This is a genomic window from Mesorhizobium sp. M0140 (assembly GCF_040322475.1).
GTDB lineage: Bacteria > Pseudomonadota > Alphaproteobacteria > Rhizobiales > Rhizobiaceae > Mesorhizobium.
Genome location: NZ_JAMYTM010000005.1, coordinates 185,042 through 202,604, shown reverse-complemented (window position 1 = coordinate 202,604; position 17,563 = coordinate 185,042). Strand labels below are relative to the sequence as shown.

General features: G+C 63.0%; 16 protein-coding genes. 7 read left to right on the top strand and 9 right to left on the bottom strand.

Annotated features, from left to right (window positions below; genetic code table 11):
• Positions 1 to 109 precede the first annotated feature (109 nt).
• The 6 genes from NKJ37_RS07730 to NKJ37_RS07705 form a co-directional block, all read right to left on the bottom strand.
• Complete coding sequence (locus NKJ37_RS07730; protein ID WP_023811684.1) at positions 110 to 421, bottom strand: formate dehydrogenase subunit delta; 312 nt, start codon at positions 419 to 421, stop codon at positions 110 to 112.
• Positions 411 to 1,241, bottom strand: a complete 831-nt coding sequence (gene fdhD / locus NKJ37_RS07725) for a formate dehydrogenase accessory sulfurtransferase FdhD (protein ID WP_352773502.1) — start codon at positions 1,239 to 1,241, stop codon at positions 411 to 413. Before fdhD ends, NKJ37_RS07730 begins: the two co-directional genes overlap by 11 nt.
• Before the next feature lie 2 nt (positions 1,242 to 1,243).
• Entirely contained in the window at positions 1,244 to 4,156 is a 2,913-nt protein-coding gene (gene fdhF, locus NKJ37_RS07720) for a formate dehydrogenase subunit alpha (protein ID WP_352773499.1), read from the bottom strand.
• A 10-nt stretch (positions 4,157 to 4,166) separates the two neighbouring features.
• Complete coding sequence (locus NKJ37_RS07715) at positions 4,167 to 5,723, bottom strand: formate dehydrogenase beta subunit (RefSeq protein ID WP_352751783.1); 1,557 nt, start codon at positions 5,721 to 5,723, stop codon at positions 4,167 to 4,169.
• Positions 5,720 to 6,199: a formate dehydrogenase subunit gamma gene (locus NKJ37_RS07710; RefSeq protein WP_352439709.1), complete on the bottom strand. Its 480-nt coding sequence runs from the start codon at positions 6,197 to 6,199 to the stop codon at positions 5,720 to 5,722. The genes NKJ37_RS07715 and NKJ37_RS07710 overlap by 4 nt, the downstream gene beginning before the upstream one ends.
• A gap of 176 nt (positions 6,200 to 6,375) precedes the next feature.
• Positions 6,376 to 7,290 (bottom strand): LysR family transcriptional regulator, encoded by a 915-nt coding sequence (locus NKJ37_RS07705; protein WP_352439708.1) that lies wholly within the window; start codon positions 7,288 to 7,290, stop codon positions 6,376 to 6,378.
• A gap of 151 nt (positions 7,291 to 7,441) precedes the next feature.
• Here NKJ37_RS07705 and NKJ37_RS07700 point away from each other — a divergent pair, with 151 nt between their 5' ends.
• Positions 7,442 to 8,083: a DUF47 family protein gene (locus NKJ37_RS07700; protein WP_352439707.1), complete on the top strand. Its 642-nt coding sequence runs from the start codon at positions 7,442 to 7,444 to the stop codon at positions 8,081 to 8,083.
• Between the two features lie 3 nt (positions 8,084 to 8,086).
• Positions 8,087 to 9,091: an inorganic phosphate transporter gene (locus NKJ37_RS07695; RefSeq protein ID WP_352439799.1), complete on the top strand. Its 1,005-nt coding sequence runs from the start codon at positions 8,087 to 8,089 to the stop codon at positions 9,089 to 9,091.
• Between the two features lie 3 nt (positions 9,092 to 9,094).
• Here the strand turns inward: NKJ37_RS07695 and NKJ37_RS07690 are convergent, their stop codons facing one another.
• Entirely contained in the window at positions 9,095 to 9,472 is a 378-nt protein-coding gene (locus tag NKJ37_RS07690; RefSeq protein ID WP_352439706.1) for a VOC family protein, read from the bottom strand.
• A 269-nt stretch (positions 9,473 to 9,741) separates the two neighbouring features.
• On the opposite strand from NKJ37_RS07690, the gene NKJ37_RS07685 reads away from it, so the two are divergent.
• Positions 9,742 to 10,923: an Mrp/NBP35 family ATP-binding protein gene (locus tag NKJ37_RS07685; RefSeq protein WP_352439705.1), complete on the top strand. Its 1,182-nt coding sequence runs from the start codon at positions 9,742 to 9,744 to the stop codon at positions 10,921 to 10,923.
• A 15-nt stretch (positions 10,924 to 10,938) separates the two neighbouring features.
• Here the strand turns inward: NKJ37_RS07685 and NKJ37_RS07680 are convergent, their stop codons facing one another.
• Positions 10,939 to 11,388 carry an SRPBCC family protein gene (locus NKJ37_RS07680; protein ID WP_023811497.1) on the bottom strand — a complete coding sequence of 150 codons (450 nt, stop codon included), beginning with the start codon at positions 11,386 to 11,388 and terminating at the stop codon, positions 10,939 to 10,941.
• Positions 11,389 to 11,534: 146 nt separating this feature from the next.
• On the opposite strand from NKJ37_RS07680, the gene NKJ37_RS07675 reads away from it, so the two are divergent.
• From NKJ37_RS07675 to NKJ37_RS07660, 4 genes are all read left to right on the top strand, one after another.
• The gene (locus NKJ37_RS07675; protein WP_023811496.1) at positions 11,535 to 13,340 is read left to right on the top strand and encodes an IlvD/Edd family dehydratase; all 1,806 of its coding nucleotides are present in this window, start codon (positions 11,535 to 11,537) and stop codon (positions 13,338 to 13,340) included.
• Positions 13,341 to 13,590: 250 nt separating this feature from the next.
• On the top strand, positions 13,591 to 14,409 hold the full coding sequence (locus NKJ37_RS07670; RefSeq protein ID WP_127290063.1) for a chromate resistance protein ChrB domain-containing protein: 819 nt from the start codon (positions 13,591 to 13,593) through the stop codon (positions 14,407 to 14,409).
• A complete protein-coding gene (gene chrA / locus NKJ37_RS07665) occupies positions 14,406 to 15,794 on the top strand; it encodes a chromate efflux transporter (RefSeq protein ID WP_352439703.1) in 1,389 nt (462 codons plus the stop codon). The genes NKJ37_RS07670 and chrA overlap by 4 nt, the downstream gene beginning before the upstream one ends.
• A gap of 63 nt (positions 15,795 to 15,857) precedes the next feature.
• Positions 15,858 to 16,256 (top strand): hypothetical protein, encoded by a 399-nt coding sequence (locus NKJ37_RS07660; protein WP_023811493.1) that lies wholly within the window; start codon positions 15,858 to 15,860, stop codon positions 16,254 to 16,256.
• Between the two features lie 46 nt (positions 16,257 to 16,302).
• Here NKJ37_RS07660 and NKJ37_RS07655 read toward each other — a convergent pair whose 3' ends face one another.
• Entirely contained in the window at positions 16,303 to 17,532 is a 1,230-nt protein-coding gene (locus NKJ37_RS07655) for an aromatic ring-hydroxylating oxygenase subunit alpha (RefSeq protein ID WP_023811492.1), read from the bottom strand.
• Positions 17,533 to 17,563 lie beyond the last annotated feature (31 nt).

The window sequence follows — 17,563 nt, the reverse complement described above, 5'->3', positions numbered from 1 at the left end:
GATTTCCACCCCGGCCTGACGATTCTGGTCGTCAAACCATAGCAGAACAGCGCAGATTGCGGCAGCTAAACTTTAGCGATGGCGAATATAAGCAGGCGCGGCTTGGCGACTATTCCTGCGAGGCGGCGACGTCGGCAGGGGAGGGCTCGAGTCCGAGTTTGAGGTCGGCCGCAGCCGGCGTGATCGGCCGCCTGATCCTGGCGGAGGCGGCCACCACCAACTCGTTGAAGTTCCCGGTGCCGTCGTCCAGCATTTCGAAGAACTGCCGCCGCATCCTCGGCTCCCAGAACTTGTTGATGTGCTCGGCGACGCCGGCAATGCCTTCCTCGCGCGGCTTGGAATGGAAGAAATCGGCGATCTGGTTTGCCATGCGCACCAGCTTCTCGGCGGTGCTCATAATGTGTTCTTCGTCATGCGACATGCTGGGCAACTCCGCAAACCACCCGGTCGGGGTGGGTGAAAATATCAAAATCCTCGCCGCGAACCAGCGCCACCAGCGTCATGCCAGCCTCTTGCGCCGTGCGGATGGCAAGTGCGGTCGGCGCCGAGACGGCGATGATGAAGGCCGAGCCGATAGAAGCCGTCTTCTGCACCATTTCAACCGAAACCCTGGATGTCACCACGACAGCACCGGATGCGCCATCGATGCCGGCTTTGGCCAGCGCGCCGGCCAGCTTGTCGAGCGCATTGTGACGGCCGACATCTTCGCGCGCCATGACGATGCCCTTGCCAGGTACATAGAAGCCGGCGGCGTGCACGGCTCCGGTCTCGGTATGCAGCGGCTGCACTTTAGACAGAAGCTTGACCGAACGGACAATGTCGTCGGCATCAAGCGTAAGCTTTGAAGCACCAACCGCGTCGACCGAGCGCATCGCCTCCTCAATCGACTCGATGCCGCAGAGCCCGCAGCCGACCGGGCCAGCCAGTCGTCTACGTCGCGCCTCGAAACGTGTATTGGCTCGATCCTTCAGCCGGATCTGGATATCGATGCCGGCGCCATGATCCTCGACCTCGATGGCTTCGATCTCCTCCGGCGCAGCAACAATGCCCTCGGTCAGCGAGAAGCCAAGCGCGAAATCCTCGAAATCGGCCGGGCTTGCCATCATCACCGCATGGGTGGTGCCGGCGAAGGAGAACGCCACCGGCGTCTCTTCCGGCACCATCCGGTCGGCAGCCGTCGTCCCAACCGCGCGGTGCGCCAGCCGCGATACCTGCGTCGTGGCTTTGCGGCGCGCGCCCAAGACTACTCCGCCGCCTGCAAAGACGCGATGCGCCGGCTCTGCTTGGCCTGCTCGTCATAGTCGCGCTGCCATTCCGACGGTCCGTTGGAGGCGCCGACCTGCACCGCCGTCACCTTGTATTCCGGACAGTTCGTCGCCCAGTCGGAGAAGTCGGTGGTGATGACGTTGGCCTGCGTGTCCGGATGATGGAACGTCGTGTAGACCACACCGGGCGACACCCGGTCGGTGATCAGCGCGCGCAGCGTCGTTTCGCCCGAGCGGCTCGTCAGCCGGACCCAGTCGCCGTCGCGCAAGCCGCGGTTCTCGGCATCGTGCGGGTGGATCTCTAGCCGGTCCTCCGAGTGCCACATGCTGTTGTCGGTGCGCCTGGTCTGCGCGCCGACATTGTACTGCGACAGGATGCGGCCGGTGGTGAGCAGCAGCGGGAAGCGCGGCCCCGTCCTTTCGTCCGTCGCCACATATTCGGTCCGGATGAACTTGCCCTTGCCGCGCACGAACGCATCGATGTGCATGATCGGGGTGCCGAGCGGCGCCTTCTCGTTGCAGGGCCATTGCACGGATCCTACGCGGTCGAGCAACTCGAAGGAGACGCCGGCAAAGCTCGGCGTCGTCATCGCGATCTCGTCCATGATCTCCGAGGGATGCTGATAGTTCCAGTCCAGCCCGATCGCGCGGGCAAGCTCCTGCGTCGCCTCCCAATCGGCGTAGCGCGCCTTCGGCTCAAGAACCTTGCGCACCATATTGATGCGGCGCTCGGCGTTGGTGAAGGTGCCGTCCTTCTCCAGGAAAGTCGAGCCCGGCAGGAAGACATGCGCATAGTTTGCGGTCTCGTTGAGGAACAGGTCGTGCACGACGACGCATTCCATCGCGGCAAGGCCGGCGGCGACATGCTTGGTGTCGGGATCGGACTGCAGAATGTCTTCGCCCTGGATGTAGATGCCCTTGAAGCTGCCGTCGACGGCGGCGTCCAGCATGTTGGGGATGCGCAGGCCGGGTTCGTCGTCCAGCTTCACGCCCCACAAGGTCTCATAGATATCGCGCACGGCTTCGCCGGAGATGTGGCGGTAGCCGGGCAGTTCGTGCGGGAAGGAGCCCATGTCGCAGGAGCCCTGCACGTTGTTCTGGCCGCGCAGCGGGTTCACGCCGACGCCGGGCCGGCCGATATTGCCGGTGGCCATGGCGAGATTGGCGATTGCCATCACAGTGGTCGAACCCTGGCTGTGTTCCGTCACGCCGAGGCCGTAATAGATCGCACCGTTGCCGCCGGTGGCGTAGAGGCGGGCGGCCCCCCGGATCAGTTCGGGATCGACGCCGGACAATTTGCCGACGGTTTCGGGGCTGTTTTCCGGCAAGGCGACGAACGATGCCCAATCCTGGAACTCCGTCCAGTCGCAGCGTTCGCGGATGAAGGCTTCGTCGAACAGGCCCTCGGTGACGATCACATGCGCCAGCGCCGTCAGCACGGCCACATTGGTGCCGGGCTTCAGCGGCAGGTGGTAATCCGCTTCGATATGGGCCGACTTGACCATCTCGGTGCGGCGCGGATCGAGCACGATCAGCTTGGCGCCGTGGCGCAGCCGCTTCTTCAGCCGCGAGGCGAACACCGGGTGAGCGGAAGCCGGGTTGGCGCCGATGATGACGGCGACGTCGGTGAAGTCGACGGAATCGAAATCCTGCGTGCCGGCCGAGGTGCCATAGGTCTGGCCGAGCCCGTAGCCCGTCGGCGAATGGCAGACTCGTGCGCAGGTGTCGACATTGTTGTTGCGGAAACCTTGCCGCACCATCTTCTGGACTAGGTAAGTTTCCTCATTGGTGCAGCGCGAGGAGGTTATGCCGCCGATCGAGGTGCGTCCATACTGGTACTGGATGCGGCGGAATTCCTTGGCCGTATGGGCGATCGCCTCTTCCCAACTCACCTCGCGCCACGGGTCGGTGACCTTTTCCCGGATCATCGGCGACAGGACGCGGTCCTTGTGGGTGGCATAGCCATAGGCGAAACGGCCCTTGACGCAGGAATGGCCGTGGTTCGCCTTGCCCTCCTTATAGGGCATCATGCGAACGACTTCGTCACCCTTCACCTCGGCCTTGAATGAGCAGCCGACGCCGCAATAGGCACAGGTGGTGACGGCGGAGCGCTCCGGCAGGCCCTTGGCAAGCACCGTCTTCTCACGCAGCGCATCGGTTGGACAGGCCTGGACGCAGGCGCCGCAGGACACGCATTCCGAATCGATGAACGCCTCGTGCATCCCCGCCGAAACCCGGGATTCGAAGCCTCGTCCCTCGATGGTCAGCGCGAAGGTGCCCTGCACCTCTTCGCAGGCCCGCACGCAGCGCGAGCAGACGATGCATTGCGAGGCATCATAGGTGAAATAGGGGTTGGACTCGTCGCGGGCGATGTAGTCGACCGCCAGCGAGCCATGGCCGGGCGCCACGCCACCTTCCGGCTTGACGTGGTTGCGACCTTCGATGCCGTAGCGGTTCTCGATCAGGCCGATCGACTTCGCCACTGCATCGAACTCGCTGGCGCCGGTTCCGGCCTGTTCGTTCCAGCCGGTCGGATGGTCGGAGACGTAGAGTTCCATGACGCCTCGGCGAATGGCGTCGAGCCGCTCGGTCTGCGTGCGCACGATCATGCCTTCGCCGACGGGCGTCGTGCAGGACGCCGGCGTGCCGCCACGTCCTTCGATCTCGACAAGGCAGACACGGCACGACCCGAAGGAGTCCAGCATGTCGGTGGCGCAAAGCTTCGGGATCTCGACCCCGCCCTCCATGGCCGCACGCATGATCGAGGTGCCTTCCGGCACGGTGATGCTGCGCCCGTCGACGTTCAGCGTGACCTGCTTCTGCGCCTTCGATTGGGGGGTTCCGTAGTCGATCTCTTCGACGAGGGAGGGGAAGTCGGCCTTGATGTTCATCTGCCAGCTCCTATTCGGCAGCCACGCGCACGGGCGCTGGCTTGAAGTCGTCGGGGAAATGGGTGATCGAGCTCATCACGGGATAGGGCGTGAAGCCGCCCAGCGCGCAGAGCGAACCAAACTTCATCGTGTTGCAGAGATCGGTGACCAGAGCGAGGTTCTTCTCCGGCTCAATGCCCGCAACTATTCTGTCGATGGTCTCAACCCCGCGCGTCGAGCCGATGCGGCAGGGCGTGCATTTGCCACAGCTTTCGATGGCGCAGAACTCCATGGCGAAGCGCGCCTGTTTCAGCATGTCGGCGGTGTCGTCGAACACCACGATGCCGGCATGGCCGATCAGCCCGTCCTTGGCGGCGAAGGCTTCATAATCGAATGGCGTGTCGAACAGCGCGCGCGGGAAATAGGCGCCGAGCGGCCCGCCGACCTGCACGGCCTTGACGGGGCGCCCCGTGGCCGTGCCGCCGCCGATCTCGTCGACGATCTCGCCCAGCGTCATGCCGAAAGCGGCTTCGAACAGACCGGCATATTTGACGTTGCCGGCGATCTGGATCGGGATCGTGCCGCGCGAGCGGCCCATGCCGAAATCCTTGTAGTAGGCCGCACCCTTGTCCATGATGACAGGCACCGAGGCCAGCGAGATGACGTTGTTGATCACCGTCGGCTTGCCGAACAGCCCTTTGTGAGCCGGCAGCGGTGGCTTTGCCCGAACCATGCCGCGCTTGCCCTCGAGCGAATCGAGCAGCGCCGTCTCCTCGCCGCAGACATAGGCGCCGGCGCCGACCCGGATCTCCATGTCGAAAGCGTAGGGTGAGCCCAGCACGCTGGCGCCAAGAACGCCAGCCTTGCGGGCGATCTCGACGGCCTTGTTCATCATCGCCACCGCATGCGGATATTCCGAGCGGACATAGACGAAGCCCTTCGTCGCGCCCGTGGCTATACCGGCGATCGTCATGCCTTCGATCAGCACGAAGGGATCGCCCTCCATGATCATGCGATCGGCGAAGGTGCCCGAATCGCCTTCGTCGGCGTTGCAGACGATGTATTTGCGGTCGCCTGCGGCATCGAGCACCGTTTTCCACTTGATGCCGGTCGGGAAGCCGGCGCCGCCGCGCCCGCGCAGGCCCGACTCGGTAACCTGGGCGACGATGGCGGCAGGCGTCAGCGCCAGCGCGTTCGTCAGTCCGTTCAACCCGCCATGCTTCTTGTAGGATTCGAGCGAAAGCGGATCCGTGACGCCGCAGCGCGCGAAGGTCAGCCGCGTCTGCTTGGCCAGGAAGGGGATCTTGTCCGGCGTGCCCAGCCAGCGTTTGTGGTGGCCGCCGGTGAGAAAGCCGCCGTCGAACAGGCCTTTGACGTCGGATGGTTTGACCGGCCCATAGGCGACGCGGCCATTGGCTGTCGCGACTTCGACCATAGGCTCGAGGAAATAGGCGCCGCGCGAACCGTTACGCACGATCTTGGCTTCGATGCCGCGCTCGGCGAGTTCGCCGGCGATCGCCTTGGCGACCTTTTCGGCGCCCAGCGCCAGCGCACCGGAATCGCCTGGAATGTAGATACGCGGGATCATGAGCGCACCTCTGCAACGATCTCGTCGAGCTTCTCGTCATCGAGCCGCCCGATCACCTCGCCATCCAGCATTGCGGCGGGCGAACAGGCGCACAGGCCCAGACAATAGACCGGCTCCAGCGTCACCGAACCGTCGCGGGTCGTCTCATGGAAGCCGATGCCCAGCAATTGCTTCAGCTTGGCGGCGATGGCGTCCGAACCCATCGACTGGCAGGATTCCGCCTGGCAGAGCTTCAGCACATGGCGGCCTGCCGGGTGGCTGCGGTAATCGTGATAAAAGCTGACGACGCCGTACACCTCGGCCCTGGAAATGTTCAGCGCCTCGGCGATGACCGGCAGCGCATCCTTGGGCACATGGCCGAACTCTTCCTGGATGCCGTGAAGGATCGGCAGCAATGGGCCTTCGAGGCCCTTCATCTCCTGGATGATCGCGGCCGTGCGCGACGTAATCTCGGTACTTGCAGGCTGCATTGTCATGCAGCGCCCTCCCTATAGTAGCGACCCATGCATATCGGCCAAAAGCATCAAGCTGTTTTGGAACAACGACATGCGCGTGCCGCTTTATCGCTAAGTGCTTAAGAAATCAGAGAAAACCTCTGAAATCAATAAAGCGGTTTCGTTGTACGATAGAAATTTTCTATCGTTCCGTTTGACTAACCCTGTCTAGCGGAACGGTTGGCATGGAAATCGTCCGCCAGCGCCATTGCCTCGTCCAGCAGCGCCGAGACCAAAGGTGTGTGCGGTTCGCGCGGTGTCGCCACCAGGCCGACCGTGTGGCTGGCATCTGGCTCGATGATCGGAATGGCCCGGATCGGCTCGGCAAAGCCGAATGTTTCCGCAAGGTTGAGCGGCATGATCGACGACCATTTGCCGGTGCGGATGTGCGAAAACAGCACGATCATCGAATTGGATTCCAGCGTCGGTCGCACCTGCACGCCGGCTTCGGCCAGATGCTGATCGATGATGCGGCGGTTCTGCATGTCCGGCGTCAACAGACACAGCGGCAGGCTCGAGAGCTCCGCCCATGTCACTTTGTCGCGGTCGGAATAGGGATTCCCCATCGCGGTGATCAGTTGGTAGCGCTCGTCATAGAGCGGCACGCTGGTCACCCGCCCCAGCGGCTCGTTGTCGAGATAGGTGATCCCGGCATCGATGTCGAAATTGCCGAGCAGCGACAGCACCTCGATCGAGGTCCGCGACAGCACCGAAAAGGTGACGCCGGGATGCTTTTCGCGAAACGGCGTCGTCAGCCGCGGCAGCATGGCGAGCGCCGTCGGGATGGCGGCGATGCGGATACGGCCCGAAAGTCCGTGGCGCGCTGCGCGCATTTCCTCGCGCATGGTTCTGGTGTCGCCGACGATGCGGCGTGCCCACACCAGCACCTGTTTTCCCTCCGGCGTCAGCCCCTGGAAGCGTGAGCCGCGCAGAACCAGCATGACGCCAAGCTGGCCTTCCAACTGCTTGATGCCGGCCGAGAGCGTCGGTTGGGTGACGCCGCATACCTCCGCCGCCCGGCCGAAATGCTCCTCCCTGGCGAGCGCGATGAAGAATTCCAGCTTGTCGATCATGCGATCTTTCCGGTCGTTCGCTGCAAGGTCGGGGAAATTGTGCTCTACCGCAAGCACCACGCACAAATGCCCGGCATCCACACCTTTAAGCCGGCTACCTGTTTCCCGCGGCGCAATGCGGCGCTATGTGGATGAAACTGGGAGATCGACCATGCTGGGCTGGTTCCGCAAGCTTTTGCCGCGCGAAGATCGCTTCTTCGAACTGTTCGAACGACATTCGCGCACCGTGGTCGGCGGCGCCGAGGCGCTGGAGCAGCTTCTCCAGGGCAGGGATATCGACCTCTGGTGCCAGAAAATCATCGATCTCGAAGATGAGGCCGACCACATCACCGCGGAAGTCCTGCTGGCGGTGCGGCGCTCCTTCATCACGCCTTTCGATCGCGGCGACATCAAGGACCTGATCCAGTCGATGGATGATGCCATCGACATGATGCACAAGACGGTCAAGACGGTGAAGCTGTTCGAGCGCAAGGAGTTCGATCCGCTGATGCAGGAAATGGGTGGCGTCATCGTCGCCGCCGCCAAGCTTGTGGCTGAGGCGATCCCGCTGCTCAACAAGGTCGCGACGCATACTGTGCGCCTCAACGCCATCGCCGAGGAGGTCATGCGCGTCGAAAGCCGGGCCGACGACCTGCACGAGCAAGGGCTGAAGGATCTCTTCAGGAAGCACGGCAGCAGCGATCCGATGGCCTACATGATCGGCTCAGAGATTTATGGCCAACTGGAAAAGGTGGTCGACCGCTTCGAGGACGTCGCCAACGAGATCAGCGGCATCGTCATTGAGAATGTCTAGGTGATGGAAGCAACCATCGCCTTTCCGGTACTGGTCGGCCTCGTCGGCGTTGCGCTGTTCTTCGACTTTCTCAATGGCCTGCACGATGCCGCCAATTCCATCGCCACCATCGTTTCCACCCGCGTGCTGCGGCCACAATACGCGGTATTGTGGGCGGCTTTCTTCAACTTCATCGCCTTCATGTTCTTCGGCCTCCACGTCGCCGAGACAGTGGGCAAGGGTATCGTCGACGTCAGCATCGTCACCCCGGCGGTGATCTTTGCAGCCCTCGTCGGCGCCATCGTCTGGAACATCGTCACCTGGATCGCCGGCATCCCTTCGAGCAGCTCGCACGCGCTGATCGGCGGCCTGGTCGGCGCCGGTGTGGCAAAGGCAGGCGTGGGCGCCATCGTCTGGACAGGGCTTGGCAAGACGGTTGCGGCAATCGTCGTGTCGCCGGCGACCGGCTTTGTCCTGGCTCTTGTCCTGATCCTTGCCGTTTCCTGGCTCTTCGTGCGCCAGACGCCGTTTGCGGTCGACAGCACCTTTCGCGTCATGCAGTTCTTTTCCGCCTCGCTCTATTCGCTCGGGCACGGCGGCAACGACGCCCAGAAAACCATGGGCATCATCGCCGTGCTGCTCTATTCGCAAGGCATGCTCGGCGAAGAATTCTACGTGCCGCTGTGGGTCGTGCTCACCTGTCAGACGGCGCTGGCGCTCGGTACGTTGTTCGGCGGCTGGCGCATCGTCCACACCATGGGCTCGAAGATCACCCGGCTGAACCCGATGCAGGGCTTTTGCGCCGAGACCGGTGGGGCGATCACGCTGTTTGCCGCGACCTGGCTCGGCGTTCCCGTATCGACCACGCACACCATCACCGGCGCCATCATCGGCGTCGGCGCCGCCCGCCGCGTCTCGGCCGTGCGCTGGGGCATTGCCGGCAACATCGTCATTGCCTGGATCGTCACCTTGCCGGCCACCGCTTTGATTTCGGCGCTCACCTACCTCGCGGTTGGCCTGGCGAGGTGACATCTACCTGTCCACAAGGTTCAGGATGTTGCCGTCTGGATCCTTGAACCAGGCGACCTTCATTCCGTAACCGACGTGGATATCGCCCTCCAGCGTCAAGCCCGGCATCTGATAGTGCTCGAAGGCGACGCCCTTCGACTTCAGCTCCTTGACGATGTTGCCGATCTCGTCGCCAACCATCCAGGTCACCGCTGTCGCCTTGTTGGTTCCGGCAAATTGGGAATGATAGACGTTGAGGGTGGTATCGCCACTTTTGTAGACGATCAGTTCGCCGCCCTCATCGTGCACCTGTTGCAGGCCAAGCGTTCCCTCGTAGAAAGCCTTGGCCTTTGCCAGGTCGCTTACCGCCAGATTTGCCGTTGCGTTGCTGTTTGCGAGCATGATCGCCTCCTTCTCTGATTGTCGGTCGCGTGCTGGTCACCGAAATAGGTCGCCGCGATCGTTTGACGACTGTCGCTTGACCTGATTGTTGGCCGCATCGGCGCTCGATTATCTGGAAGACGTTTGGAGCGGATGAAATCCGACAGGACCCGCCGCTTTTTCAGGCACGCCAAGACAGCCATTGCTCCACGGCTTGGTTCTGTCCGGAAACTGCATTATCTCAGGTGCAAGCTGCATCTCAGGCGCAAGCTGCGTAAGGAAAAACTGCCATGTCCGTCACCAAGGAAATTGTCACCGAGCGTCTGAAGACGGTCAACGGGCCGGATTTCACCGGCAACATCGTCGACCTCGGCATGGTTTCGGAGATTTTCATCGCCGACGGGAAGGTCTTCTTCTCGATTACCGTTCCCGCCGCTCGTGCCCAGGAAATGGAGCCGCTGCGCGCCGCCGCCGAGCGTGTCGTCAAGGCAATCCCCGGGATCGCCGGCGCGGTCGTCGCGCTGACGGCCGAAAAGAAGGGCGGCGGCATGGAGGCGCCGGTTCCGTCGCGCCCCGCACCGAGGCCCGTTCCGCCGGCTGCGCCCGCTGCCGCCGCGCCGCGTGCGGCTCCGCACGCGCCCGCCTCGCACAGTTCGGGCAAGCGTGGCGTGCCCGGTATCGAGGCAATCATCGCGGTTGCGTCCGGCAAGGGCGGCGTCGGCAAGTCGACCACTGCCGTCAATATCGCGCTCGGCCTCGCCGCCAACGGCCTGCGCGTCGGCGTGCTGGATGCCGACATCTACGGACCGTCCATGCCCAGGCTGCTCAACATCCACGGACGGCCGCAGACCGTCGACGGCAAGATCTTGAAACCGATGGAGAATTACGGCCTGAAGGTGATGTCGATGGGTTTCCTCGTCGACGAGGAAACGCCGATGATCTGGCGCGGCCCGATGGTGATGTCGGCGCTGACGCAGATGCTGCGCGAGGTCGAATGGGGCCGTCTCGACGTGCTCGTCGTCGACATGCCGCCCGGTACCGGCGACGCGCAACTGACCATGGCCCAGCAGGTGCCGCTGGCCGGCGCTGTCATCGTCTCGACGCCCCAGGATCTGGCCCTGATCGACGCGCGAAAAGGCCTCAACATGTTCAAGAAGGTCGACGTGCCGTTGCTCGGCATCGTCGAGAACATGAGCTATTTCATCGCCCCGGACACCGGCAAGCGCTACGATATCTTCGGTCATGGCGGCGCGCGCCGCGAGGCCGAGCGTCTCGGCGTCACCTTCCTTGGCGAAGTGCCGCTCGAGATGGGCATTCGCGAAAGCTCGGATGCCGGCACGCCGGTTGTCGTCTCGAAGCCCGACGGCGCCGAGGCGAAAATCTATCGCGACATCGCTTCGAAGGTCTGGGACCGGGTCAATGAAGAGCGTGGCGCGGCGGCAGCGGCGGTGCCGAGTATTGTGTTCGAGTGATGCCCGCTTGAGGGCTCAGCCGCCGACCTTTTCGCCGAACGACGAAAAAAACTGTCCGGCCAGTTTCTTCGAGGTCGATTCGATCAGGCGGCTGCCGAGCTGGGCGATCTTGCCGCCGACATCGGCCTTGGCCGCGTAGTTCAATACCGTGGCGTCAGGTCCATCTGCCGTCAGCGTCACGTCGGCGCCACCCTTGGCGAAGCCGGCAATGCCGCCCTTGCCTTCGCCCTGGATTGTGTAGGAGTGCGGCGGCTTCAGGTTCTTCAGCGTCACTTCGCCGTTGAATGTCGCCTTGATCGGTCCGATCTTCACCACCACGGTTGCCGCCATCTCGGTCGGCGACTTCATCTCCAGGCTCTGGCAGCCGGGAATGGTCGCCTTCAAGACCTCGGGATCGTTCAGCGCTTCCCACACTTTTTGCAGCGGTGCGGCAATGCGCTCCTCGCCTTCGATCACCAAAGCCATGAAAACCTCCCGGACAAGACTGTCGGAACCCGTAACGCACGGCTTGGTGCGTGTCTATCGCACCAAAGTCCGGTTGCGACCGCACGCCCTCTTGCCTGCTCCCGCGCGTTGCCATATCGATTTGTCTTACAAATACGGAGACCATGATGGCAGGCGCCCCCACCCACAAGAAAAAATTTCGCTCGCAGGAGTGGTTCGACAATCCCGACAATCCGGGCATGACGGCGCTCTATCTCGAGCGCTATCTCAATTACGGCCTGACGCGCGCCGAACTGATGTCCGGCAAGCCGCTGATCGGCATCGCACAGACCGGCTCGGATCTGTCGCCTTGCAACCGTCACCATATCGAACTCGCCAAGCGTGTGCGCGAAGGCATCGTCTCGATGGGCGGCATTCCTTTCGAATTCCCCTGCCATCCGATCCAGGAGACCGGCAAGCGCCCCACCGCGGCACTTGACCGCAACCTTGCCTATCTCAGCCTTGTCGAAGTGCTCTACGGCTATCCGCTCGATGGCGTCGTGCTCACCATCGGTTGCGACAAGACGACGCCGGCGCTGCTGATGGCGGCGGCCACCGTCAACATCCCGGCGATCGCGCTGTCGGTCGGGCCGATGCTCAATGGCTGGCACAAGGGCAAGCGCACCGGCTCCGGCACCATCGTCTGGGAATCGCGCCAGCGCCTGTCGGCCGGCGAGATCGATTATGACGAGTTCATGGACATCGTCGCCTCGTCGGCGCCGTCCACCGGTTATTGCAACACCATGGGCACCGCCACCACGATGAACTCGCTGGCCGAAGCGCTTGGCATGCAGTTGCCGGGCTCGGCCGCGATTCCCGCGCCCTACCGCGAGCGCGGCCAGATTTCCTATGAGACCGGAAAGCGCATCGTCGAGATGGTGCATGAGGATCTGAAGCCGTCCGACATCATGACGAGAGAAGCTTTCGAGAACGCTATCGTCGTCAATTCGGCCATTGGCGGCTCGACCAACGCGCCGATCCATCTCAACGCCATCGCGCGCCACCTCGGAGTCAAGCTCGACAATGACGACTGGCAGACGGTCGGCCTCAATGTGCCGCTACTGGTCAATTTGCAGCCGACGGGCGAATACCTTGGCGAGGACTACCACCATGCCGGCGGCGTGCCGGCGGTCATCGCCGAACTGATGAAGGGCGGGCTGTTGCCGCATCCCGGCGCGCGCACCGTCAACGGCAAGTCGATCGGTGAGAATAGCGAGGGCGTCGCCAACGAAAATCCCGACGTCATCCGCTCTGTCGCCAAGCCGCTGAAGGCCAATGCCGGCTTCATCAATCTTCGGGGCAATCTGTTCGATTCGGCGATCATGAAGACCAGCGGCATCTCGCCGGAATTCCGCGAACGCTATCTCTCCAACCCCAAGGATCCCGAGGCTTTCGAAGGCAACGCCATGGTTTTCGATGGGCCGGAGGATTACCACGCCCGCATCGACGACCCGGCGCAAGGCATCGACGAACACACCATCCTGTTCATGCGCGGCGCCGGCCCGGTCGGCTATCCCGGCGGTGCCGAGGTCGTCAACATGCAGCCGCCGGCCTATCTCATCAAGAAGGGCATCCACGCGCTCGCTTGCATCGGTGACGGCCGCCAGTCGGGCACGTCGGGTTCGCCGTCGATCCTCAACGCCTCGCCGGAAGCCGCGATCGGCGGCGGACTGGCGCTGCTCAAGACGGGCGACCGGGTCCGCATCGACTTGCGCAAGGGCACGGCCGACATCCTCGTCACCGACGACGAGATCACCCGGCGCCGCGCCGAGTTGCAGAACAATGGCGGCTTCCACTATCCCAAGCACCAGACGCCCTGGCAGGAGATCCAGCGCGGCATGGTCGCGCAGTTCTCGGAGGGAATGGTGCTGAAGCCGGCGGTGAAATACCAGGATGTCGCGCACACCAGCGGTGTCCCCAGAGACAATCACTGATTGCTCCGGGGACAATCACTGATTGCTCCGGGGACAATCATTGATTCTGGATCGACGGATGGCGGCTTGATCAAATCAAGCCGCCGTCGGTTTTCCGGTCAGCGTGTTGCCGGGTAGGTCGAGAACGGTCACCGTCCTTGACAAGCGCGCCCAACAAATCCACCATCATGACAAGGGGTGCATCGCGACGACCCCGTGAGGCGTCAGCCCAACGTTCGCGTCCAAGCTTCTCTTCCAGGAGGTGGACGCCATGCCGTCAACAACCGCTATCACTGTATCGCAACTGTCCCGGCTCATCGGTCTGCCGGGCGCGCCTGTCATTATCGATGTTCGCATCGATGACGATTTCGACGCCGACCCGCGCCTGTTGCCGGCTTCGTGCCGGCGCGATTTCAAAACCGTTTCGACCTGGGCGGCCGCATTCGCCGGCAAGCCGGTGGCCGTCGTATGCCAGAAGGGGCAAAAGCTCTCGCAAGGCGTCGTTGCATGGCTGCGCCATGAGGGGATATCAGCCGAATCCCTTGAAAGCGGGTTTGAGGCCTGGCGCGATGCCGGGGGACTTCTGGTCCGCACCGCCAAAATGCCGCCGCGCAATGAAAAGGGCGCCACCGTCTGGGTGACGCGATCGCGCCCGAAGGTCGACCGCATCGCTTGCCCATGGCTGATCCGGCGTTTCCTCGACCCCGACGCGGTGTTCCTGTTTGTCGAGCCCGCTGAAGTATTGGCTGTTGCCGACCGCTTTCAGGCCGTGCCGTTCGACATCGACAATGTGTTCTGGAGCCATCGTGGCGAACGCTGCACCTTCGACACGATGATCGAGGAGTTCGGGTTGGAATCCGAGGCGCTCGATCGCCTCGCCGTAATCGTGCGCGCGGCCGACACCGCAAGCCTCGACTTGGTGCCCCAGGCGGCCGGTTTTCTGGCTGCCTCGCTGGGTCTGTCGCGTATGTACCGCGACGATCTGGAACAACTGGAAGCAGGCATGCTGCTCTACGACGCGTTCTTCCGCTGGTGTCGCGACGCCACCGAAGAAACGCACAACTGGCCCGCTGCGGGTAAGCCGTCATGACCATTCTTGTCCCCGACAACAAGGCGGTGGCCGTCGAGCCGCCGGCTGCGCCGACCTTCGCGGAAGCCACGAAGGTCTGGGCGAGGATCGGATTGCTCAGCTTCGGCGGACCTGCCGGGCAGATCGCGCTGATGCACAAGGAGCTGGTCGAGGACCGGCGCTGGATCGGTGAACAGCGCTTCCTGCATGCGTTGAACTACTGCATGTTGCTGCCTGGCCCGGAAGCCCAGCAACTCGCCATCTATGTCGGCTGGCTGCTGCACAGGACGATCGGCGGCCTTGTCGCCGGCATCCTGTTCGTCGTGCCGGGCGCGCTGGTCATGCTCGTCTTGAGCAGCCTTTACATGCTCTACGGCGACATGCCACTCGTCGCGGCGCTGTTTTTCGGGGTGAAGGCGGCGGTGCTTGCCATCGTCATCGAGGCGGTGATCCGGATCGGACGGCGCGCCCTCAAGAACCGGGTCATGGTGTCGATCGCGGTCGCGGCGTTCATCGCCATCTATGCGTTGAATGTGCCGTTTCCGCTCATCGTCTTGTTCGCCGGCCTGACGGGATGGCTGGGGGATCGCATTGCTCCCGGCCTGTTTTCCGGCTCGGCCCATGGCAAGGACGATGTTGCCGACTTCAAGGGAGCGGTCGACCTGATGTTCGAACGCGGCGAACTCGCCCATGTCAAACCGACCAAATGGCATGCGCCGCGCACCGTCGCCATCTGGCTGCCGCTCTGGCTCGGGCCTGTTCTTTTGATCTGGTGGTTCACCGGCTCTGCAAGCGTCTGGACCGAGATAGGCCGGTTCTTCAGTCTCATGGCTGTCGTCACCTTCGGTGGCGCCTATGCGGTGCTTGCCTATGTCGCGCAGGCAGCCGTCCAGTCCTTCGGCTGGCTGGCCCCTGGTGAAATGGTTGATGGCCTTGGGCTTGCCGAAACGACGCCGGGGCCGCTCATCCTGGTGCTGCAGTTCGTCGGCTTCATCGCCGCGTTCCGCCACTCCGGCTCGCTGGACCCGTTGCTTGCCGGATCGCTGGGGGCGTTGCTCACCCTGTGGGTGACGTTCACGCCCTGCTTTTTCTGGATATTCCTCGGGGCGCCCTACATCGAGGCGTTGCGCGGCAACAAGGCACTGTCGGCCGCACTGGGCGCGATCACCGCCGCAATTGTCGGGGTGATTATGAATCTGGCCCTATGGTTTGGCTTGCACGTCATCTTCCGTGAGGTGCATGCGACGGGTCTTGGCATGAATGTGCCGGTGCTTTCGTCGATCGACTGGCGTGCGGCCTTGCTTTCGGGTGCCGCCATGATCGCCATCCTGAAGCTGAAGATCGGCATGCTGCCGACACTCGCGCTATCCGCCCTTGCAGGGGTCTTGCTGGCGGCGGCTGGTTAGATAGCACCGCCTTTGTAATTCGCTTGCCCACCACCTAAGTGGGCTGGAACGGAAGGAAACATCATGGCCGGACGGCGCTCTTCCCTCGGCTTCCTCGGAATGTTCGGCCGCTCGGGCGACTTGAGGCAGCTCGACGATGCATTGCGCGGCGCGGATCTGCATCCAGCCCTTGTGCCGGAGGGCGTGAAGCTTACCCTGGTCAATCTCATGAAGGATCGCTGGCCCGACGAGCCGCCACGGGGTACCTATGCGTCGGTGGCACAATTATGCAGCTATTGCATCGCGGGTCCCGAAACCTTCGAGCAAGCCAATGGCCATCAGCGGACGCTGGAAGCCGAGCGCCGCATCGAGGCGGCGCTTGAAACCGGCGACAGCCTCGACGCGCAGATCGTGCTGATGACACTGCATGCCAAGCTCATCAACCCCGAAGTCGTCGACCGATACGGGCTCAGCGCGGAATGACGCGAAAGGCAAGATCTGCCTGATCCTCCTAAGGCAGCCGAACCGTTCAGGCCCGGCTGATCTCCTCGAGATACCAGCCGATGTAGCGCAGTTCGTTGTATTCCATCGGCGCGATAGGTCCGGGCACGAAATAGTGCGAGCGCACGCCGCGCGCGGTGTGCTCGATGATCTTCTTGTCTTCGTCGGTGGTGACCTTCCATAGCCAGGTCAGCTTCTCCAGATCGTAATCCTGACCCTCGACCGCGTCGCCGCGCACCAGCCAGATCAGTTCCATCTCGCATGTACCAGCCGTTTTCGGGATGAATCGGTAGATCATGCCGTGATCGGGATAGCAGACGAGAAAGGTCGTGCCGCCGAGATGGATGGAAGTGACGCCACCGTCATAGTCGGTGAAGCGGCCCATCAGCGGGGCCACCGGAGAGCCGTCCTGGCTGCCGCTCGAAACGCCGTCATAGAGCGCGTAGCGGAAGGTGTCGATTGCTTCCTGACCGGCCGCCGAGTTCTGCCAGCGGTTGGCGCTGCCGATCTCGATGCCGAGCGCGCAGGTGCGCTGCTCCATCGCCGCATTGAGCTGCTCGATCATCTCGGCCGGTTTTTCCAGCGCATGCGTCTGCGAATATTCCGGATGCGCCGGTCCGCAATGGTAGCATTCGACATAGTTCTCGACGGCGAGCTTCCAGTTGGCGTCGAGCGGATAGGACTGACGATACGCCACCTTGGCGTCGCCCCAGCCATATTGGCCGCAACTCGTGCGCAGCGACTGTTCGATCGGATCGAAATCGAGCGGCGTCTCGGCGAAGGAAATGAAGACCAGCCCGGAGGCGACGCGGACATGAAGCTTCTTCAGCCCGTGCGCCGAGCGGTCGAAATCCTTCGGCATCAGGCGGGCAGCGCGCAATGAGCCGTCATTGGAATAGCTCCAGGCGTGGTAGGGGCACACGAACATCTTCGCGTTGCCCTTTTCCTTGGTGCAGACCTCGGCGCCGCGGTGGCGGCAGACATTGAGCATGGCATGCACGGTGCCATCCATGCCGCGTGTCAGGATGACCGCCTCGTCGCCCAGTTTGAACAACTCGAAATCGCCCGGGTTCGCGATGACGCTGGCATGGGCCAGGCAGTGCCAGTGGCGGCGAAAGACACGTTCCATGTCGCGCTCGAAGATTGCCTGGTCATGATAGAAGGCACGCACCAGGCCGTGACCTGGCCGATGAGATGCCACCAGCCGATCGATCGCGTCGCCGTCTGTGTGGGCTTGCTGGATAGGATGCACACTCATTTGTCGTTCTGCCCGATGGTTGATCCTGGGT